The organism is Pseudomonas sp. SDO5532_S415 (genome assembly GCF_054071155.1).
On the sequence record NZ_JBSVWS010000017.1, the window covers coordinates 35987 to 56653 of the forward strand.

General features: G+C 59.2%; 18 protein-coding genes, 1 rRNA gene and 1 pseudogene. 8 read left to right on the forward strand and 12 right to left on the reverse strand.

Annotation, left to right across the window (positions count from 1 at the left end; translation table 11 throughout):
• Nucleotides 1-27 precede the first annotated feature (27 nt).
• From ddlA to ACW9HW_RS07505, 5 genes and pseudogenes are all read right to left on the reverse strand, one after another.
• Nucleotides 28-1122 (reverse strand): D-alanine--D-alanine ligase, encoded by a 1095-nt coding sequence (ddlA, locus tag ACW9HW_RS07485; RefSeq protein ID WP_457399183.1) that lies wholly within the window; start codon nt 1120-1122, stop codon nt 28-30.
• 47 nt (nt 1123-1169) lie between these two features.
• A complete protein-coding gene (locus ACW9HW_RS07490; RefSeq protein WP_095192910.1) occupies nt 1170-1769 on the reverse strand; it encodes a flavin reductase family protein in 600 nt (199 codons plus the stop codon).
• Between the two features lie 191 nt (nt 1770-1960).
• Complete coding sequence (locus tag ACW9HW_RS07495) at nt 1961-2521, reverse strand: methyl-accepting chemotaxis protein (RefSeq protein WP_457399199.1); 561 nt, start codon at nt 2519-2521, stop codon at nt 1961-1963.
• Nucleotides 2501-3325: pseudogene (locus tag ACW9HW_RS07500) on the reverse strand (PAS domain-containing protein); the annotation flags it as partial. The pseudogene ACW9HW_RS07500 and the gene ACW9HW_RS07495, both read right to left, overlap by 21 nt.
• Nucleotides 3326-3405: 80 nt before the next feature.
• A complete protein-coding gene (locus ACW9HW_RS07505; protein WP_457399184.1) occupies nt 3406-4719 on the reverse strand; it encodes an MFS transporter in 1314 nt (437 codons plus the stop codon).
• Nucleotides 4720-4921: 202 nt separating this feature from the next.
• Between ACW9HW_RS07505 and ACW9HW_RS07510 the strand changes: the two genes are divergently transcribed.
• The 4 genes from ACW9HW_RS07510 (at nt 4922) to ACW9HW_RS07525 (ending at nt 8867) form a co-directional block, all read left to right on the forward strand.
• Nucleotides 4922-6340, forward strand: coding sequence for a short-chain fatty acid transporter (locus ACW9HW_RS07510; protein ID WP_457399186.1), 1419 nt, complete (start codon nt 4922-4924; stop codon nt 6338-6340).
• A gap of 227 nt (nt 6341-6567) precedes the next feature.
• Nucleotides 6568-6888: a hypothetical protein gene (locus ACW9HW_RS07515; protein ID WP_457399188.1), complete on the forward strand. Its 321-nt coding sequence runs from the start codon at nt 6568-6570 to the stop codon at nt 6886-6888.
• A gap of 148 nt (nt 6889-7036) precedes the next feature.
• Complete coding sequence (locus tag ACW9HW_RS07520) at nt 7037-8209, forward strand: hypothetical protein (protein ID WP_457399189.1); 1173 nt, start codon at nt 7037-7039, stop codon at nt 8207-8209.
• 142 nt (nt 8210-8351) lie between these two features.
• Nucleotides 8352-8867 carry an SET domain-containing protein-lysine N-methyltransferase gene (locus ACW9HW_RS07525; protein ID WP_457399191.1) on the forward strand — a complete coding sequence of 172 codons (516 nt, stop codon included), beginning with the start codon at nt 8352-8354 and terminating at the stop codon, nt 8865-8867.
• Nucleotides 8868-8957: 90 nt separating this feature from the next.
• Here the strand turns inward: ACW9HW_RS07525 and can are convergent, their stop codons facing one another.
• Nucleotides 8958-9602, reverse strand: a complete 645-nt coding sequence (can, locus tag ACW9HW_RS07530; RefSeq protein ID WP_095192903.1) for a carbonate dehydratase — start codon at nt 9600-9602, stop codon at nt 8958-8960.
• Nucleotides 9603-9742: 140 nt separating this feature from the next.
• On the opposite strand from can, the gene ACW9HW_RS07535 reads away from it, so the two are divergent.
• Nucleotides 9743-10123 (forward strand): serine kinase/phosphatase, encoded by a 381-nt coding sequence (locus ACW9HW_RS07535; protein ID WP_095192902.1) that lies wholly within the window; start codon nt 9743-9745, stop codon nt 10121-10123.
• A gap of 109 nt (nt 10124-10232) precedes the next feature.
• On the opposite strand, the gene rimI is transcribed toward ACW9HW_RS07535, so the two are convergent.
• Nucleotides 10233-10685 (reverse strand): ribosomal protein S18-alanine N-acetyltransferase, encoded by a 453-nt coding sequence (gene rimI / locus ACW9HW_RS07540; RefSeq protein WP_108214833.1) that lies wholly within the window; start codon nt 10683-10685, stop codon nt 10233-10235.
• Nucleotides 10678-11424, reverse strand: coding sequence for an energy transducer TonB (locus tag ACW9HW_RS07545; protein ID WP_457399201.1), 747 nt, complete (start codon nt 11422-11424; stop codon nt 10678-10680). The genes rimI and ACW9HW_RS07545 overlap by 8 nt, the downstream gene beginning before the upstream one ends.
• Nucleotides 11425-11630: 206 nt before the next feature.
• Between ACW9HW_RS07545 and mksB the strand changes: the two genes are divergently transcribed.
• The 3 genes from mksB to mksF are packed head-to-tail and all read left to right on the forward strand — an operon-like array spanning nt 11631 to nt 16445.
• Nucleotides 11631-12911 carry an Mks condensin complex protein MksB gene (gene mksB / locus ACW9HW_RS07550; RefSeq protein WP_457399193.1) on the forward strand — a complete coding sequence of 427 codons (1281 nt, stop codon included), beginning with the start codon at nt 11631-11633 and terminating at the stop codon, nt 12909-12911.
• A complete protein-coding gene (gene mksE, locus ACW9HW_RS07555; RefSeq protein ID WP_095192899.1) occupies nt 12901-13608 on the forward strand; it encodes an Mks condensin complex protein MksE in 708 nt (235 codons plus the stop codon). Before mksB ends, mksE begins: the two co-directional genes overlap by 11 nt.
• Entirely contained in the window at nt 13605-16445 is a 2841-nt protein-coding gene (gene mksF / locus ACW9HW_RS07560) for an Mks condensin complex protein MksF (RefSeq protein WP_095192898.1), read from the forward strand. Before mksE ends, mksF begins: the two co-directional genes overlap by 4 nt.
• 221 nt (nt 16446-16666) lie before the next feature.
• Here mksF and ACW9HW_RS07565 read toward each other — a convergent pair whose 3' ends face one another.
• The 4 genes from ACW9HW_RS07565 to rrf all read right to left on the reverse strand — a co-directional run bounded on the left by ACW9HW_RS07565 (nt 16667) and on the right by rrf (nt 20495).
• Complete coding sequence (locus ACW9HW_RS07565) at nt 16667-18970, reverse strand: PqiB family protein (protein WP_095192897.1); 2304 nt, start codon at nt 18968-18970, stop codon at nt 16667-16669.
• Entirely contained in the window at nt 18963-19586 is a 624-nt protein-coding gene (locus tag ACW9HW_RS07570) for a paraquat-inducible protein A (protein ID WP_095192896.1), read from the reverse strand. The genes ACW9HW_RS07565 and ACW9HW_RS07570 overlap by 8 nt, the downstream gene beginning before the upstream one ends.
• Nucleotides 19573-20232 carry a paraquat-inducible protein A gene (locus ACW9HW_RS07575; RefSeq protein WP_095192895.1) on the reverse strand — a complete coding sequence of 220 codons (660 nt, stop codon included), beginning with the start codon at nt 20230-20232 and terminating at the stop codon, nt 19573-19575. Before ACW9HW_RS07575 ends, ACW9HW_RS07570 begins: the two co-directional genes overlap by 14 nt.
• A gap of 147 nt (nt 20233-20379) precedes the next feature.
• Nucleotides 20380-20495, reverse strand: a 5S ribosomal RNA gene (gene rrf / locus ACW9HW_RS07580).
• Nucleotides 20496-20667 lie beyond the last annotated feature (172 nt).

The following is a 20667-nucleotide window of genomic DNA, read 5'->3' on the forward strand; positions in this document are numbered from 1 at the left end:
TATCAATAACCCGAAATCACACAGCCTTTAACGACTGATTTTCAGCGTCCGTCGAGCCTGATGTTTTTCCAAGGCCAGTTCGATCAACCGTGTGACCAATTCACTGTAGGTCATTCCAGTGGCTTGCCACAGTTTCGGGTACATGCTGATGCGGGTGAAGCCCGGCAGCGAATTGATTTCGTTGATCAGCACTTCGCCGTTGTCGGTCAGAAACACATCGACCCGCGCCAGCCCGGAGCATCCCAGCACCTGAAACGCCTCGACGGCCATGGCACGGATGCGCTCGCTGGCCTCTGCGCTGATATTGGCCGGGACCACCACCTCAGCGGCCTTGTCGTCGATGTACTTGCTGTCGTAGGAATAGAACCCGCCATGCACCACGATCTCGCCGCAACCGCTGGCGATGGCGTCGTCATTGCCGAGCACAGCACATTCGATCTCGCGGCCACTGACGGCTGACTCGACCAGCACTTTTTCATCAAAGCCCAGTGCCAGTGCGACAGCCGCCGTGTATTCGGCTTCGTCGGTGACCTTGCTCACGCCAACGGATGAGCCCTGGTTTGCCGGTTTGACGAACAGTGGCAGGCCTAATTTGCCCACTACCTCATCGAATCGGCTGCGCGCTGCGGTGGTGCGGGTCAGGGTAACGAACGGCGTGACGGCCAGTCCGGCGTCCCTTAGCAGGCGCTTGCTGATGTCCTTGTCCATGCACACTGCCGAACCCAGCACATCGGAACCGACAAATGGTAGATCAGCCATACGCAGCAGACCTTGCAGGCAACCGTCCTCACCCAGGGTGCCGTGGACAATCGGGAAAATCACATCGACGTGTCCCAACAGCTCCTGACTGGAAGTATCCACCAGCTGCTGACTTGCCTTGCCCGGTACGACCGCCAATTCGCGGTTCGATTGATTGAGGGCAATCAAGGCCGGATTTTCCTGGTTCAGAAGGAAGTTCGAAGGGTCGTTGAGGTGCCAATGCCCCTGTTTGTCGATGCCGATCAACACCGGTTCGAAACGCGAACGATCCAGGGCATCGACGATATTTTTCGCCGACTGCAGCGACACTTCATGCTCTGCCGAGCGGCCGCCAAAGATAATGCCTACACGCAATTTACTCATTGCCAAACCTCGATGTGATTGTGCAAACGGCTCTCGTCTTCGCCACCTTACGGTTGCATCGTCTTGCCGTCCACCGGCTCGCCAATGGTCAAAAAGTGCCCACCCGCCACATGGTGCAAGGTGCGCAACGCGTCTTGCCCTTCGAAGTGCCACCGCCCGTCACTGAACACGCGCTCGTCGGCCTGAGCGGCAATCACTTCGGCCAGGAACAGATCATATTGTTGATGGTTATCCGGCTCCGGCAGCAGTCGGCATTCCAGCCAGGCGACGCAGCCATCGAGCATCGGCGCGTCGATCAAGTCGGCATTGAAGGTCTGCAAGGCATAGGTCTGGAACTTGTCACGTCCCTGATCCCGAGTCAGCTCCAGACCGGACGTCGAACCGACTGTTTGCACGATATCGGCCTGTGCGGCGCAGGGAACGTTCAGCACGAAGGTGCCCGAGGCCTCCAGCAATCGGCGGGTCCAGGTGGACTTGTCCAGCACCACGGCGATTTTCGGTGGTTCGAAATCCAGCGGCATGGCCCAGGCCGCCGCCATGATATTGCGCTCCCCTCCATGAGCTGCGCTGACCAGCACGGTTGGCCCGTGGTTGAGCAAACGATAAGCCTTGGGCAAAGGGACCGGGCGGCGGTGGGAAACGCTCATGGATGTCTGCTCCTTGGGAAAAAAGCCGATTGTAGCGGCATAAAAACCCAAAAAACCTGTAGGAGCGATGCTTGCTCCGGGCGGCGTTCCGACGATGGACGTCAACGACAACGCGTGCTGCTTGAATGCTCGCGCTGACCAGACGATCTTCGCGAGCAAGCATCGCTCCTACAGGGAAATGCAGCGCTGACTCAAGTCGACAACTGATTGGCGAACTGTCCTACCGCATTCACGACTTTCTGGGCGCCGTCCTGGATCTCGACAATCACCGTGCCCGCTTCTGCTGCCAGCGCCAGCCCCTGTTCCGCCTGAAGCTTGCCGTCGGTCATCAGGGCCACGGCGTTGCGGGCCATGTCCTGGTTTTGACGCACCACCAGCACAATCTCATCGGTGGCCTGGCTGGTGCGCGAGGCCAGTTGCCGAACCTCGTCCGCCACCACCGCAAAACCTCGCCCTTGCTCACCGGCGCGCGCGGCTTCGATAGCGGCATTGAGCGCCAGCAGGTTGGTTTGTTCGGCGATGCCGCTGATGGTTTTGACGATGGTGCCGATCACCAGCGACTGTTCGTTCAGGGCTTCGATACCGTCGCCAGCGGTTTGCATATGCTTGGCCAGGTCACGCATCACGTCCACCGCCTGCGTCACCACGGCGTTGCCACGCTGGGCGCTCTGGTCAGTTTGCTGCGACGTGCTGTAGGCAATGTTCGCGGCGTCGGCGACGGCTTGTTCCTGATTGACCTGATCGGTAATCACTGTGGCGAACTTCACTACTTTGTAGAGTTTGTTGTTGGCATCGACCACTGGGTTGTAGGACGCCTCCAGCCAAACCGTACGACCATGGCTGTCGATACGCTTGAACCGGCCTGCCACGTACTCACCCGCATTCAGGCGACGCCAGAAATTCTGGTATTCCGAACTGTTGTACTCCTCCGGCAGACAGAAGGTACGGTGATGCTTGCCTTTGATCTGCGCCAGGCCGTAACCCATGCCGGAGAGAAACCGGTCGTTGGCTGTCAACACGTTGCCATTGAGGTCGAACTCAATCACTGCGGTCGAACGCACCAACGCACCGATCAGGTTTTCATGTTCACGGGAGGCTTCGATGGTGCGGGTCAGGTCGCTGGAGAAAATCGAGAAATGCTTGATCCGGCCATCTGCCGAGCGCACGGGCTGCAGGATCGAACGCAACCACGCCTCCTGACCCGTCCCGCGCAACAGGCGCACGGCACCGGCGAAGTGTTCGCCACGGTTCATTGCAGTTTTGAAGCGCTGCTGGAATTCGTCGGTTTTCACATGATCCGGAACGAGGTCTTCGATGTGTCTTCCGATCAGCTCGTTGCTCTTGTAGTGCATCTCACTGAGAAAGTTCTGGTTGACCGATTGCACCCGCCCATCTGGATCGAGAGTCAGCACGAGCATCTCGCTTTCCAGGCTTTCCTTCACTTGCTGAAGGCTGGAGAGTTCTTCACGGAGAGCCGACAGCTCCTGCTTCAAGCGTTTATTGAACATGGGACGCACCGATGGACTGGGAAAGAAAGCGATATGCAGCCTAGCCATCGGCACTGTGAGTCGTTTCTGAAGAGCGCTTCAGCTTTGTCCTACAAAAATAGTTACGGCGTACCAGCCGCCACTGTTGCTCACATGGCGCCAGCAGTCGAACAACTGGACACTCTGGGCATCCGCGCGCCGAAATACACTGCACTGCTCACGCCGACCGCGCCCATCACCGCGCAGAAAATCACACAGATCCACGGGCTCCACGGCATCAGACCGATCAACAGCAACGGCGTGATGCTCGCCCAAGCGGCATAGGCGATGTTGTAGGTAAAGGAAATGCCCGAAACACGAATCCGCGCCGGGAACAGGCTGACCATCACTGACGGCACCGCACCGACCACTCCGCAACAGAGGCCGGCGACCGCGTAGGCCAGACCGACCCAGTTACCACCGCTGATCAGGCAGGTGTAGAGCACGCCAATGCCCAGCGGCAGCAGCAGGCTATAGAGCATGACGGTGCGCCAGGCGCCGATGCGGTCGACCAGTAACCCGGCAAGCACGCAACCGATGTTCAGGAATACGATGCCCAAGGCGCTCAAGGCGAACGTGTGGCTGGCGGTCATGCCGAAGGTTTTCTGCATCATGGTCGGGGTGATGACCACGAACACCACCACCGCCGAGGTCAGCACGCAGGTCAGTATCATCGCCGGCAACATGGCCAGCCGATGCTCGCGCAGAACCGCACGCAGCGGCAGCTCGACCCTTTCTTCGCGCCGGGCCTGCATGGCCATGAACACCGGGGTTTCGCTGAGCCAGCGGCGCAGCCAGACGCCGATCACGCCGAACACGCCGCCCAGCAGGAACGGGAGGCGCCAGGCGTAATCGAGGATTTCCGTCGGGGTGAAGGCCTGGGCCAGGAACGTCGCCGTCAAGGCGCCGAGCAAATAGCCAAAGGTCAATCCCGCCTGCAGGAAGCCCAAGGCGTAACCGCGATGGCCAACCGGCGCATGCTCGGCAACGAATACCCAGGCGCTCGGCACTTCACCGCCCACCGCCGCCCCCTGCAAGACTCGCAGCAGCAACAGCAACAACGGTGCGAAATAGCCGATCTGCGCGTAAGTCGGCATGATCCCGATCAGCAGACACGGCAGCGCCATCATCAGAATGCTCAGGCTGAACACCTTCTTGCGCCCCAGCCGGTCAGCGAAATGCGCCATCAGGATTCCGCCCAGAGGGCGCGCCAGGTAACCGGTGACAAAGATCCCGAAGCTTTGCAGCAACCTCAGCCACTCGGGCATTTCCGGCGGAAAGAACAGTTGGCTCAAGGTCAGCGCGAAAAATACGAAAATGATGAAATCGTAGATTTCCAGCGCCCCGCCGAGCGCCGCAAGGCCGAGGGTCTTGTAGTCCGAGCGGCTGAACGGCACCGGGCGCGAATCGATAATGACAGTCATGGAAAGAACTCTGGCACAGGCAAAAACCAAGGCGCCCATGGTCTACGCAAATGCGCCTGTGGACAACCCGTTAGACCAAAGTCCCATTGCCGCAAAACAGCCCCGCAAAAAACCTCCGCTTGTTTTACTGTTAGCGCCTGTCCAGACGGGCCGTCCTGCCGCCCCGAAGACCACAACAAACATAAAAATCCGAGGTACTCCCGTGGCCGCTAATATCGAAGATAGCCGCTCCGCCCGCTTTGCCCTGCGCTGCTCAAGCTTTGCCGAACGCTGGTTCCCCGACTCTTGGGTGTTTGCCGCCCTGGCGGTGATTATCGTCGCCGTGGCCACCATGGTCATGGGCGCCAAACCCACCGACGCCGCCATGGCGTTTGGCGACGGTTTCTGGAGCCTGATCCCCTTCACCATGCAGATGGCTTTCGTGGTGATTGGCGGGTACGTGGTCGCCAGTTCACCACCGGCGGTGAAGCTGATTGACCGGCTGGCGAAGCTGCCGAAAAACGGCCGCTCCGCCGTGGCCTGGGTCGCCTTGATTTCCATGGTCGCATCGCTGCTTAACTGGGGGCTGTCACTGGTTTTCGGCGGCCTGCTGGTGCGTGCCCTCGCCCGCCGTACCGATCTGAAAATGGACTACCGCGCCGCCGGTGCCGCAGCTTACCTCGGGCTCGGCGCGGTATGGGCTCTGGGCCTGTCGTCGTCTGCGGCACAATTGCAGGCCAACCCGGCGAGCCTGCCACCGTCGATTCTGTCGATCACCGGGGTGATTCCATTCACCCAGACGATCTTTCTCTGGCAGTCCGGTGTGATGTTGCTGGCACTGATGGTCATTTCGCTGATCATTGCCTACGCCACCGCCCCAGGCGCGCACTCGGCACGTGACGCCAAGGCATGCGGTGTCGACCCGAGTTTCAACCTGCCCCCCCTGCAACCGCGCACCCGTCCGGGCGAATGGCTGGAGCACAGTCCATTGCTGACGATCCTCCTGGTGCTGCTGGCCGCCGGATGGCTGTTCCACGAGTTCTCGACCAAACCGGCGATCAGCGCGATTTCCGGCCTGAACACTTACAACTTCCTGTTCATCATGCTCGGTGCCCTGCTGCACTGGCGCCCGCGCAGCTTCCTCGATGCTGTGGCGCGTGCGGTGCCGACCACCACGGGCGTGCTGATCCAGTTCCCGTTGTATGGCTCGATCGCTGCGTTGATGACCACGGTCAAAGGTACCGACGCGCAGACCCTGGCCCACCACATCTCGACCTTTTTCGTCAGCATCGCCTCCCACGACACCTATGCGGTGCTGATGGGTGTGTATTCGGCAATTCTTGGCTTCTTCATCCCCTCCGGCGGCGGCAAGTGGATCATCGAAGCGCCGTACGTGATGCAGGTGGCCAATGACCTGAACTACCACCTCGGCTGGGCCGTGCAGATCTACAACGCCGCCGAAGCCCTGCCCAACCTGATCAACCCGTTCTACATGCTGCCGCTGCTGGGCGTGCTGGGGTTGAAGGCGCGGGACCTGATCGGATTCTCGTTCGTGCAGTTGCTGGTGCACACGCCGTTGGTGCTGGTGTTGCTGTGGGCATTGGGTACGACGCTGGCGTATACGGCGCCGGTGATGCCGTAGAAACCAGGTTTCGTTGACTTGCCGGATCCTCGATCAAGCCCATCGGGGATCCGGCAGCGCTCATTCCTCGCCCCGAGCACAAGCAAAACCGACAAGCTGCATTCACCCTTCTTACGTTACCTGTGGTGTTGTCCCACTCGATTGATAGGCAAGCCCCGACTTCTCCTGCCCGTGTCCCGAATTAACCTGTCCCGGATGACCGATCACATAACCCCGAGGAACATCCGATGACACCGATATCCAAAACACTGGAAGAGCTGATCAATGACATTTATCAGGACGGCAACGTCTCAGTGGTTGAATACAGAACGTTGCGAGACGATGCCGATCGCCGCATGGACGCCGTTATCCAGGCGTTCGGCCTGCACAACAATGTAACCGCCTTCCAAAAAGCAATGGATGTCGCCATGCAATTAATGCAGACCGCCATTATCGATGCCAAAAAAGCCAGACTGATCGATACGGGTGAGGCCATCGTCAAGGATGCGGTGGCGGCTCAAGTGGAATACTTGCGCGCCGGCAGCCAATTGGCGCTGCGCCTTCTGTGATCAACTGACCGAGTGCCAGCTCGCAAATACTTTTCGCGAGCTGGATTTCTTTCCCTCGAAAAATCCTCGATCACTGCTTTTCTACACGATTGTGCTAATCCAGTATGAAGTGCCCCCATTTTGGAATCGCGCTGAAAAGGATCTGAGCATGTTCAAACTCGCAGGACTCACCCTCGCGGCACTTACCCTGAGTGCCGCCGCCCATGCCGACATCGGCCTGAAACTGGGCAGCACCGAACGCGTCACCCGCCTGTTTGCCTACCCCAACAACTGCAACGTGATTTGCTTTCGCAACTGGACGCTGGAGCAAACCGTCGAGCATTACCTGACTCAAAGCGTTCAGCGCGATGGCTACAGCGAGGCGAAGGTCCAGGTCAAAACCGATAACGGCCAGCTTTTCGCTGAAATCATCGGAGTGCCCAGAAGCTATGAAAAACCGTTGACCGCACTGCTCGATGCTGGCGATCTGGCCTATAACGGCGCCAGCAAACTGAATGCCGACGGAAAATGGGCGTATAGCTGGTACTTTTTCCTGCCGTTGGGCATGGCGCTGGAAAACCGCAGAAGCGTCGAACTGCTGCACTTCCCGCCAGACTATTCGTTGACTCAGGCCCAGGACTACCTGAGGTCTGCCACGACCGATCGTTGGGCCTCGCTGCTGACCCTGAACGGCATCCCCGCCGAGCAGACGCCGGGGTTCCAGACCATCATCGACATCGCTCCCATTGCTGCGCCGTCCAACGCCGGCAAGGACCTGGTAGGGGTCTACGACTACTTCAAGGATTACCAGACCACCATGGTCAAGAATGTCAGCAAGACCGCCAGTGGCGAGGCATTGCCGATGGTCGCATTCGGGACACCGGTGCGTAACTGGATCAAGCAGCAATACGGGCCGACCGTGAACGTGCTGAGCCTGGCCACCATCAGCCCCGTCGATGGGGTGAAGGTGCCGGTGCTGGGTGCCAATCACCCGAGTTATATCTGGTATGCCGCCGACCCCGACAACTACACCGGCACCGACGCCAAGGCCAAGGCTGATGTCGCGGGTCTGAAAGTCATGGGCCAGGATTTGAGTGCCGCGTGCTGGCAGGCCGCGATGGGTAGCCAGCCGGACAGCAATCCCGACATTGAACTCAGAAGTTGCACCCAGACCTGGCAAGTGGCCCAGAAAGAAAAAACCTGCGAACTGTTCTACACCTCGATCCGCAGCCTGACGACCGCACAGGCCGTGGCCAAGTGTGCCTCAGCGACAATCGCGCCCCAGCTCAAACAACTCAAGGCGCCAGCGCCTGCCACTGCGAAGCCCGCTCCGCCGCTGTAAACCGATGAGCGGTGGTCGACCTGTCAGTAATGACAGTAGACCGCCCGCGTTATCTGCGAGAGGCTTGCACTGTATCCATGTTGCAGCGCTGACAGGATCGTCAGCGGATGGATGTCACAGTACTCAACCGACAAGGATCGTTATGAAAGCCAATGCATGGCGCAAGCCTCTCGCACCACCACCTGCGGGTGTCTACCCCTTTCCCGAGCTCCCCCCCGAGCTCGGATTCCCCTCTCTCGCCGACTTCCAGATTCTCAAAAACAACACTGGCAAGCCAGTGGCCATTGTGGCGTTACGCGAGTTTCCCCGCATGAGCCGAATCTGTCGGGTGTCGGGACATTTGCTGCCCTATCCCTGCCAACATACCCGACAACTGTCTCCCGGCGTGCACGTCTACGACCCACGTTTCTGCGGACTGCTGCGACACTCCTGCAATCCCAATGTCTATCTTGAACTGACCGATCTGTGGGTATGGGCGTTGCAGGACATCCAGAAAGGCGACCGGCTGACGATGGATTACACCGTCAGCGAAGAAAATCTGCTTCGTCAGTTCGCCTGTCGCTGTGGCTCGCACAACTGCCGGGGCTGGATTACAGGCTACGGTGAAACGCCGAATGCCGACGGCCTGCGTTTTTTACAACACTGGCGTCGGCCGTAGGAGCAACGCTTGCTCGCGATGGCTGACTTGCAATCACCCTTGCAGTGAACGTCCGGCCCCTATCGCGAGCAAGCCAGGCGCCTCCGGGTTTTACAGTGGCTCGAACGGACGCAGGCGATACTGCGGCGGTAATTGTTCGAAGCCGCTGATCGTGGTGTTCAAGCTCTTCCAGCGGCCATCCTTGATTCCGTAAATGCAGCCGTGGATCGACAAGCTCTGCCCGCGATGCCAGGCGTTTTGCACAATGCTGGTGTGGCCGACGTTAGCCACTTGCTGGATCACGTTGAGCTCACAGAGGCGATCGACCTGCTCCTCTTCGGTGGCCAATTGCGCGAGCTCTTCGCGCTTCTCGTAGTAAAGGTCTCGAATCGAACGCAGCCAGCCGTCAATCAGCCCGAACTGGCGATCCTGCATCGAGGCGCGCACGCCGCCACAGCCATAGTGGCCAGTGACGAGGATGTGTTTGACCTTGAGCACGTCGACCGCGTACTGGATCACTGACAGGCAGTTAAGGTCAGTGTGCAGCACCACGTTGGCCACATTGCGGTGTACGAACAGGTCGCCCGGCAGCATGCCGACGATTTCGTTGGCCGGCACTCGCGCATCGGAACAGCCGATCCACAGGTACTCCGGCGTCTGTTGGCGGGCCAGCTTGGCAAAAAAGTCCGGATCTTCCTTGGTGATCGCGTCAGCCCAACGCTCGTTGTTATCAATCAGGTCTTGTAAGTCGTGCATGCTGGGAGCCTCAAGAATGATTTGCTGCTTTGACAGACAACCGCCCGTCGGGGTCACGGAAAGATCGCAGGTGTTTTCCCTGGAATTCTCATGTGTCCAGTGAGTCAACTGTAGTAAGGCCCACAGTATGAGGATTGGCCATGACTGATTCACGACGTCCGTACGATGCGGTGCAACCGGAGCCCATTGATGATAACGAAGACCGCATGGGTTCGGTGCACGAGCTGGATTTCGATGAGGAAGAACCCGGCGCCAAAATCGGTGACGAACTGACGGACAGGGAGCGCGAGCAACAGATGCGGCGCCGACGCGTACGTGTAGACGACCATGAACCCACTGATGACGATATGAGCCCGGAAACCCTGATTCGGGAAGACGGCGCCCGGGATGCTCATGAACCCGGTTCAGACAATCAGGCTGATTGGGATTTGAGCATTGTCGATGAAGAGGACATCGGAGGTGGCAAGGGATTGGACGAAGCCGAGCTGGCGCGGCGTGATCCGCTCGACAGAAAGCGTTGAGAGTGTCACCAGTGAAGACGCCTTCGCGGGCAAGCCTCGTTCCTACGAGGTTTCGTCGTGTCCGAATAAGTCCTGTAGGAGCGAGGCTTGCCCGCGAAGCTTTTAGAGCTTAATCGACCAAGGTGCAGGCCATGACCACCGCATCTTCACGCCCACCCACCGCCGGGTAGTAATCCCGCCGCCGGCCGATCTCATTGAAGCCATAGCGCTCATACAACTTGAACGCCGCTGTGTTGCTGTCGCGCACCTCCAGAAAACACTCCCGAGCATCGGCCTTGTAGGCAATCGACATCAAATGCTCCAGCAGCGTCAAACCCAGGCCACGTCCCTGGTTTTCCGGTTTGACGGTGATGTTCAGCAAATGGGCTTCGTCGAGAATGATCTGCACCACGCCGTGACCGACCTGCTGCTGACCTTCAAACATCAGCCAGATCTGGTACTTGCCCAGGCCATCGAGAAAAATCCCGCGCGTCCACGGGTGGCTATAAGCGGCGTATTCGATTTTCAGTACGGTTTCCAGGTCCGCCTCGTTCATCGGGCGGAACGATACAGCGTCACTCATTCGATTCTTTCCAGCGCGCCATCAGCCGACGCATGGCTTGCCAGACATCAGCCTTACGCTGTGGCTCTTCCATTAATGATTCCAGGCCCGGCAGGGCCCAGACCGAACCCAGGCCTTCGACCTGAAGTTCGCGGTTGTAGGATTCGGCGTTCGCCTCACCGGCAAAGCGCACCGCCGGCAGGCCGATCAGCCACAGGCAGACGCACGGTGCCTCTTCCAGGCGGGCCGAGAGAAATCCCTGCACGAAGTCGCGAGCGGCTTCCGGACCTTGATCCATGGTGCCTCGCACCAGCAGCGGCCAGCGCACCGGTTCGCCGACAATCTGCGGGCTGTCCGGCAGACCGGCGGCGCGCAGCATGTCCTTGAGCAGCAGATACGCAGGATCGCGACTCTGGAAGGCTTCGCCTGTGGGTAACTCCACCAGTAGCAGGCAGCGCCCGGCACGCAGCAATTGCAGGGCGAAACGCGGTGGTGGTACGGGTGCGACCTTGGCGACGACCGGTGCTTCTTCGACCTCTTCCACCGGTTTTGCCCCGGTGCGCGTACTCGCCAACGACGGCCGCGGCACCTCGATTTTCACCCGTTCGGCCGGTTTGACCACAGGTTCCACGGGAGCATCGGCCACAGGGGCTGGTGCTTGCGGGGCGACGACCAATGGTTCAAGCGGCTCCAGCAATTCGGGCCGCGACGGCGCAGCAAAGGGCAATTCGGTGCGCGGCAGCCAGTTGACCACCTGCATGGCGCTCAGATAGGCGCGGCGACGGGACTCGATAAGCAAAGGTCAGCCACTTGTGGATAACTAAAGTGCGGAGATTCTACCGCCCTTCGCTCAAGATCGCCCGCTGTTGATCGATAGAAAACTAACAGCCCGTCCCGAGAGTGAATCGCATCGCCCGCGATGCAGTACAATCGCGGCTTTTAATCGCCAACCAGCCGGCCATTCCGATGATCGAACCCAAGCGCGTCTTGCGCGCCCTCGCTGAACACTGGGCACTTCTGGAGCCACTGTGCGAGCACTTCGACCAGGGCACCCTGAGCCTCAACGAATTGCGTTCACAGTTGGCCGCCCAGCAACTGGACAGCACGCCGCAGGACATCACCAGCCTGCTGGACGTGTGGATTCGCCTCGACATCCTGGTTCCCGTGGCAAAAAGCCCGAACCGTTTCGAGCTCAACGCGCAGATTCACGACTTTCTTGCTTACCTGCGCCGTGAACACCGCCTGGGTCTGTGCCTGGAAATCGAAGCCTACCTGCGCCATCTCGAACGCCTGGCCGGTTACATCCAGGACGCCTTCGACATCCGCGATGGCAACGACCTGGCTCGCCAATTGCGCCTGCTCGACATGCGCGTGCGCGACGTACTGAAAAAACTCGCCAATGATGAACAGGCCCTGGTGGCCGTCGCCGAGCGGGCCAAGACCAGCGACCGACAGATCCCGTTGCGCCAGCGTTATGCAGAAGTGCTGGCAACCTGGGACGAATACGTCGAGCCGATGATCCAGCTGGTGAATGCCGACGGCGCTTTCGAACAAGGTGTGCGCAAGGTCGAAAACGTCCTGTTAAAGATGCTCACCGAACAGCAACGCCTCGGCCATCTGGTCGACGACGACATGCTGCTGCGCACCCACGCACGCATTCTCGAAATGCAGACCAGCGCCCAGCTGACCCTGCGTCACGCCCGTGAACTGCTGCTGCCGCTGCGTGAAGAAGCGCGCCGACACAACGCCGTGACCCGTGGCGCCGCGCTGGCCCTGTCGATGATTCGTCGCAAAGGCATCGACGCTGTGCCACAAGCGGCCATGCCGATGTTCACCCGCCCTCAGAGCACCTTTCTCGGCAGCGCCAGTCAGGTCGAGGCCTACGTTTACGCCTTGTCCCGTTTCGAACCGAAACCCGCGCGATTTCCCAAGGCCCACAAGACGCACAAGGGCGGCGACGTACCCCGTGCGCCACGCACGGTCCGGGAGATGCTCGACCGTTGCGAAGACGCCCTGCCGATGCCGGACCTGATGACCTGGCTGCTGGAGCAGGAGCCGGACGGCGCCACCGACGAATTGCTGTACTGGTTCTCGCGCCTGTCCCGGGAAAAACGCTTCAAGCGCGAACGCCTGGAACGCCGCGATTACTACACACACGAGCACCAGGTCAGCCTGCGCTCCTTCGCCCTGCTCTCGGCCGGCGATGATGCCTCCGAGAATTCCGCGAGCACTCCACATGCATCTTGATCTATCCGAACTGTCCCAACTGGCACCGATCTTTCGCGAGCTGTTCAAGGGTTACCACGTCAGCCGCCGCGATCCGGAGCTGTACGCACAACTGTCGAACTTTCAAGACCAGTACCGCACGCTGTTCAAAGCCCTGGGATTTGAACTGGTGTGCGACACCCGTGGTTTCTACTACTTCGTGCCGGACCTCGCCGCCGCGGCGGTGAACAAGACTGCGCAGCGCCTGGCGCTGTTCACCTTCATTCTCGTCGAACACCTGGCCGACCAGGGCCGAGACCCGATCGCCGTGCTCGACGGTGGCAGCCTCGGTCGCGATGAATTGCCGTCGCTGCTGGAAAAGTACCGCGACCTGTTTATCCAGGCCGAAGTGCAGACCCAGGACGAGCTGGAAGAAAAAATCATGCGCCGCATGACCCAACTCGGTTTTGCCAGCGAAGAAAACGGCGTCTACCGCTTTCTGCCGCCGATGCACCGTTTCCTCGACGTCTGCCTGTCGGTTCAGCAGGACCGCGACCTGGCCGCCAGCCTGCACAGCGTGCTGCCATTGCCGGCACCGGTGCTGATCGACGAAGACAGTGACGAAAAACTGCTGCAGACCGACGATCCGCTTGATCTGAGCGAATTCGAAGGCGAAAGCGAAAGCGAAGAAGACGCTCTGGCCCGTGCCATTGCCGAAGAACAGGAGCTCGACGCATGAGCAAGGAACGCTACGGCATCCGCCGCTTTGCCCTCTTGAACACCGCCGGCTACAGCCTCGGCCTGTTTCCGCTGGAAGAGCCGCTGTCGGTTTACGGCGCGAACAACCTCGGTAAATCCGCATCGATCAACGCGCTGCAGTTCCCGATCCTGGCGCGTATGTCCGACATGAGTTTCGGCAAGTACAGCCTGGAACAATCCCGGCGCTTCTACTTCGCGTCGGACACCAGTTACATCCTGGTGGAAGTCTCGCTACCCCACGGCCCGCATGTGATTGGCGTGGTCGGCCGCGGCCCTGGCGGCGGTTTCGGTCACCAGTTCTTTGCCTACGCCGGCAAGCTGGACCTGGCCCATTACCAGAAGAACGATACCTGTCTGCGCCAGAAAGAACTGTTCACCAACCTCGAGCGCGAAGGCCTGAAAGCCTACGAGCTCAAGCCGGACGAACTGCGTCGCCTGCTGGTCGGCGGTCACACTTCGATCCCGCTGGACCTGACCCTGATCCCGCTGCGCTCCACCAGCGAACAGAGCCTGAAAACCTTCCGCGCACTGTTCATCAACCTGCTGCACATGCGCGAAATCACCGCGGCCAAGCTCAAGCAGCTGTTCCTCGATGCCTTCGAGCACAGCCTGCGTTCCGGCAGCGTGGATTACATCGCTGCGTGCGAAGAAGCCTTCCGCGATGTACGACGTATGGAACAGGACTACAACTCGCTGGTCGCCGCCGGCCCCTTGGTCGAAGCCCTGGCCAACGGCGTGAAGCAACGCGATGTGCTGCGCGGCAAACTGCATCGGCTGTCTCCGCTGCTCGACTCCCTGCTCGGCACCTGGTCGGACTACGCCAGTGCACGCAAGGAAGAGCTGACTATCCAGGCCGAGCACTACCGTCGCGAGCAGGATGACCTGCAAAACGACCAGCGTGGCGGCACCCAGGAACTGATGCGTCTGGAGCGGGAAATCAGCGGCATCCAGCGCTGGCTCGGGGAATTGTCGGTACTCAAGCATCGCTTTGCCCTGGTCGATGACGTCAAGGTGCTGGAACAGCAACTGCTCGCGGCCAAGGATGCTCACGACGAATTGGCCGGTGCGTTGGCGCAATCCCGTCAGTTCAGCGCCGAAGACCTGGAAGAGCGCCTGCGGGATCTGGAAAAACGCCTGAAGTCGGTCAAGCAGCAACTCGATCACGCCGACAACAACAGTTATGCCCGTTTGCGCGAAGAGTTTTCGCAGCAGGATGTCGAGCGTCTGATGCGTCTGTTCAACAGCGCGCTGTTCAGCCTGCCCCTGGGTGAGCACGGGATTGCGCTGGATGACAACGGCGACTGGGTCAAATCCGTGGAGCTGATTCTCGACGGTTTCAAAGGCGAGCGCTTCGAAGTGCCGGGCCTGTCGATCGACCTCTCGCACATCGAGCCGCCAGCCCTGCAAGCCTTGGCCGACCGTGCGGCACTGCGCGATCAGAAAGAGCGTCTGGACAAAGAACTCAAGCAACTGAAAACCCAGCAAGCCGTAGCCGCCGACCGCGCCGCGAGCAAGACCCAGACTGAAGCGCTGTACCAGCAAGTGCTGGATGCGCAGAAGGCGCTGGAAGACTTCCGTCGCGCTCAGACCTTGAGCGCCGAGGAAGGCGACAAGCTGGAACAGCTGGCGCAAATGGAAGCCGCGCAGGACGAATTGAAGCGCTCCAGCGACGCCTTCACCGAGCGCGTCCAGCAACTGTCGGCCAAGCTGCAACTGGTCGGCCGGCAGATCGCCGACATGGAAGCCAAGCAACGCACCCTCGACGATGCCTTGCGCCGCCGTCAATTGCTCCCGGCGGACCTGCCATTCGGCACGCCATTCATGGACCCGGTCGACGATTCCATGGACAACCTGCTGCCGCTGCTCAACGACTATCAGGACAGCTGGCAAGGCCTGCTGCGTGCCGACGGCCAGATCGAAGCGCTGTACGCACAGGTTCGCCTCAAGGGCGTAGCCAAATTCGACAGCGAAGACGATATGGAGCGTCGCCTGCAACTGCTGATCAACGCTTACGCGCACCGCACCGATGAAGCCCTGACCCTGGGCAAGGCCCGCCGTGCAGCCGTGACCGACATCGCGCGGACGCTGCGTAATATTCGCAGCGACTACGATAGCCTCGAGCATCAACTGGCGCTGTTCAACCGCGAGATCAACAAGCGCCAGGTCTCCAACCTGCAAAGCTTCCGCATCGTGCTCGCGCCTAACAAGGAAGCGCTCAAGCACATCGACCAGATCATCCACAGCGCCGGCCAGTACGAAGAAGGCGAGACGCTGTCGGTGTTCGACCTGAGCCAGAGCGCGGAACAGGACAACAAGAACGAAGAAGCCAAGGAATACCTGGCACGGCTGGTAGCCGCCAACCACAACCAGCTCGGCCTCAAGGACTTGTTCGAACTGGCGTTCGAGATCACCAAGGTCAACGGTCAGCCGGTGATCCACACCGATATCGACGGCGCCGCGTCCAACGGCACCACCATGACCATCAAGGCGCTGACCAACATGTATCTGTTGCTGCACTTGATGGATCGTGACCTGGCCGGGCGTGTGCGCTTGCCGTACTACCTCGACGAGGCAGCGGACATCGACGAGAAGAACCAGGCAGCGCTGCTGGAAACCAGTCTGCAACTGGGCTTCGTGCCGATCCTGGCCAGTGTGAAGCCGCAAGTCTGCGCCAGTGTCGCCATCGACCTGGAAGGCGGCAGCGGCCCGGCCGGCATCTATATCGACGAAGCGGACTGGAAGTACATTCGCCGTCACGATCAGGTGAAGGCGGCGGTCAATGTCGAAGCGGATGAGCCGGAGCTGGATGCGGTTTGATTTGCTTTAACTGATGGCAACAAAAAGGCCGCGATCCGATAGGGATCGCGGCCTTTTTTGTGGGGGTTCTTTTAGCTTTTCTTTGTGTTTGACGGCCCCTTCGCGGGCGAGCCCGCTCCCACAGGAGATTGCAGCTTACATAGAATCTGTGAGCAACCGAAAACCCTTTGGGAGTGGGTTTGTCCGCGAAGGCGTCATTACAGGCAACCTATCAAACCCTGCTATTTACCGAGGGAAATCTTCGGCGCCCAGGTCAGCCATTCCTCTTCAAACTTATCGAACAGCGGGAATGTCTGCTCCGGCTGCGCTGCACCGCCCATGCGTTCGCCGTCCGGAGTGGCAAACGCGACGCCCCCCTGAATCATGGTTTCCAGCGACTCAGTACGCATCGTCGCGCCTTTGAACAGACCGACATCAAAATCAAAACCACTGGTATTCCAGAAGCGGGTACCGCTACGCACCAACGGCGCATATTTCGGTTCGATCAGAATGTGGATCAACACCCGATCCGCGGTCTGCCCCAGTTCATACCCGGTCACCTTGCCCACCGTGATCTCACGATACGTTACCGGCACTCCGGCCTTCAAAGAACCACGACGGGCAGCACTCAAGACAAGACTCAGCCCGGCTTCGGCCTTGGCGGTCTCGGGGGGAGTTGCCAGTGCGACAAAGTTTTTCTGCGGGCCAAGGTTCTTCAGTGCAGGCTGTACTTCGATGTACTGCCCTGTCACCAACGTCTCCAGATTCGACGTTTTGATCAGTCCCAGCTCCGGTTTGACCACCCAGAATTCGCTTCCGACCCGCGCAATACGTTCAGGCACTTCAGTGATGCGTGCAGTCAGCAGTACAGATTGCAGATCATCGCTGAGGTCGACGTCTTCGACCTTGCCGACATCCAGCCCTTTGTAGCGGATTGGTGTCCCGACGCGCAGGCCATCGGCACGGTCAACCTTCAGCGTGATCACCGCGCCTTTTTGCGTGGCGTCTTCATGGCTGGCGAACAACCGGAACCGTGGTATGCGCCTCTGCAACGGCGCCTTGGCCTCCGGTGTTTCGAAGGCAATGCCGCCGGCCATCAGGCTCTGCAACGACTCACTCTTGACTTGAATCCCGCCGGTCAGCCCGCCCGTCAGCGTTATGCCGCTGGCGTTCCAGAACCGGGTCGACGCGTTGACCAGATTTTCGTATTCCTTCTCGATGTGAACACCGATGACCAATTGGTTTTTCTTGCGCGAAAACTGATAGCTCTGAACCGACCCCACCTTGACCTGTTTGTAGAGAACCGGACTGCCGACTTCCAGCGAGCCGAGGTTTTCGGTGAACAGCACCAGGTGCAGGCCCGGCGAACGTAGATCCAGCGGCGGCGCTTTTGGCCGTGCCACGAACTCACGTTGCGGCGCAGCACCTTTGTCTCCGGGACGCACGGCGATGTAATTGCCTTTGACCAACGCCTCAAGGCCGGTAATGCCGGCAAGGGAGATCGAAGGTTTGACTACCCAGAACTGAGTGCCGTCGACCAGGTAGTCCTCGGCCAACGGGTCCAGCGTCAATTCGGCACTGGCGGTGGATAGATCCGGATCGACCTTGAGCGCCTTGAGCGTGCCGACCTGGATACCTTTGTACATGACCGGTGTCCGACCGGCCTGCAGGCCTTCGAAGTCACTGAGTTTGACCTTCACCTTGATCCCGGCCGCAGCCGCATCGAAGTCTTCGTAAAGACGGAATGGCAGGCTCGGGTCGGTGGGTGGACTGTCCTTGCGGTTTTCCGGTGTGGCGAAGGCAATACCGCCGGCAACGATGCTCGCCAGAGACTCGCTACGGACTTTCACACCGGACAGATTGGCGTCGATGCTGATACCGCTGGCGTTCCAGAAACGCGTGTGTTTACGCACCAGCTTGGCATAAGTCGGCTCGATGAAAACCTTGAGCTCAACGGTGCTCTGGTCCTCGGACAGCACAAAGCTTTTAATCTGACCGACCTTGATTTGCTTGTAGAACACCGGACTGCCGCGATTCAGCGAACCCAATCGATCGGCCTTGATTGTCAGGTGCAGACCCGGCTGCGCATCGGATAGCGGCGGCTCTTCAGCCAGCGCCTTGAACTTGCGGGTAGGCTCACCCTCACCCGGGCTGATCGCGACGTAGTTGCCCGAAACCAGCGTCTCCAAACCCGTAATCCCGGCCAGGGTCACGCTCGGCTTGACCAGCCAGAAGCGCGTGCTCGTACGCAGGTATTGCTCCACGTCCTTGTTCATCTCGACAGTGGCGATCACACCTTTGGAGCTGCCTTCATCATCGAGCTTGAGTGTCTTCACCTTGCCGACCGACATGCCTTTGTAGACCACTTCAGTCTTGTTGGCCTGGATGCCTTCACCGCTTTCGAAGCGCACCTGAATCTCGATGCCGGTTTCAGTATAGGCACGCCAGCCAAGCCAGCCGCCGATGATCAAGGCGATCAGGGGCAATACCCAGATCGCAGACCAGTTGGAGGCCGGTCGGGTTTTCGCTACAGGCAAATCAGTCATGGTCGTCGTCCGACTCCGTGTTATCCCAAATCAGTCGGGGATCGAAAGTTACTGCGGCAAGCATTGTCAGAATCACCACACTGGCAAACGCGATAGCGCCGAGATCCGCCTCGACACTGGCAAGCCGTCCAAAATTCACGACCGCCACCAGGATGGCGATCACAAAGATATCGAGCATCGACCAACGACCGATGAACTCGATAAAGCGATACATCCAGATGCGCTGCCGAGCCGAGAGTGGCTGGTGGCGTTGGACGGAGTACAGCAGCAGAGCGATACCTACCAGTTTGAAGGTAGGCACCAGGATGCTGGCAATAAACACCACAGCGGCAATGGGAATCATGCCGTGTTGAACCAGTTGAATTACACCGGACATGATGGTGCTGGGATCGCCTTTGCCCAGAGAACTCACCGTCATGATGGGTAATACATTGGCCGGTATGTAGAGAATTGCCGCGGTAATCAGCAATGCCCAAGTGCGCACCAGACTGTTCGGGCGCCGGGCATGAACCAGCGCACCGCAACGAGTACAGGTCTGCTCGTCGGTATCAGCTTCCTGCCTGTTCAATTCATGGCATTCCGCGCAAATCAGAATACCTGCATCAATCGCCCGCATGGGCATCCTCTCCTGACAGTGCCTGCCAGATCTGGTGAGGCGACATCACGACCTCCAACCAGACCTGAACCAATAACAAACCGATGAAGCAAGCCAGCCCGAGACCTACGGTCATGGCCGCCATATCTGCCAATTTGACGATCGCCACCAGTACGCCCATGAGGTAAACCTCGAGCATCCCCCAGTCTCGTAAATGGTGATAAATACGGTAGAGCAGCAAGCCGTAGCTGCGTCCAATATCGAAACGGATACTCAGCAGGACGACCAGTTGGCAAAGCAACTTGAGCAGCGGAATGCCCATGCTGCACAGGAACACAATCACGGAAACGCCTTGCATGTCCGTGTTGAAAAGGCCGACAACACCGCTCCAGACAGTATCTTGCGATGACTGCCCGAGTAGATTGAGCTGCATGATGGGTAAAAAGTTCGCCGGGACGAATAACAAAAGTGCCGCAATCACCAAGGCCAGACTGCGCTGCACGACGTTGTATCGATGGGCGTAAAGCTCGTAACCGCAGCGCGGGCACAGCGCTTTCTCGCCATGGGCGAGCTCGGGCTTGCGCATCAGCAAGTCGCACTCATGACATGCCACCAAATCGTCCAGCGGTAATTCTGACAGCCCGGAGGCGTCAACCGGATCTGGCATAAAGGCTCTGGCTCCGAAATAGTTGGACCTATTCTAGTGTCCCGAATAGAAAATAACTGTGCAAATTTGTGCGCGGGCTACCGTGCTTTTCTTGCACGCAAAACAAAACCCCTACCTGCATACGCAGATAGGGGTTTCGGAATTTAATCTTGACGATGACCTACTCTCACATGGGGAAACCCCACACTACCATCGGCGATGCATCGTTTCACTTCTGAGTTCGGGATGGGATCAGGTGGTTCCAATGCTCTATGGTCGTCAAGAAATTCTTGAGCTGACGCGTCTTGCGACGTTCCAGCGAATTGGGTATGCGATAGTTTGTGTGTTGTGCGAACTTTCGGTTCATTGCGTCTTCACACACCGCAATCTGGCCTTTCGACTCAAATTGCTTGGGTGTTATATGGTCAAGCCTCACGGGCAATTAGTATCGGTTAG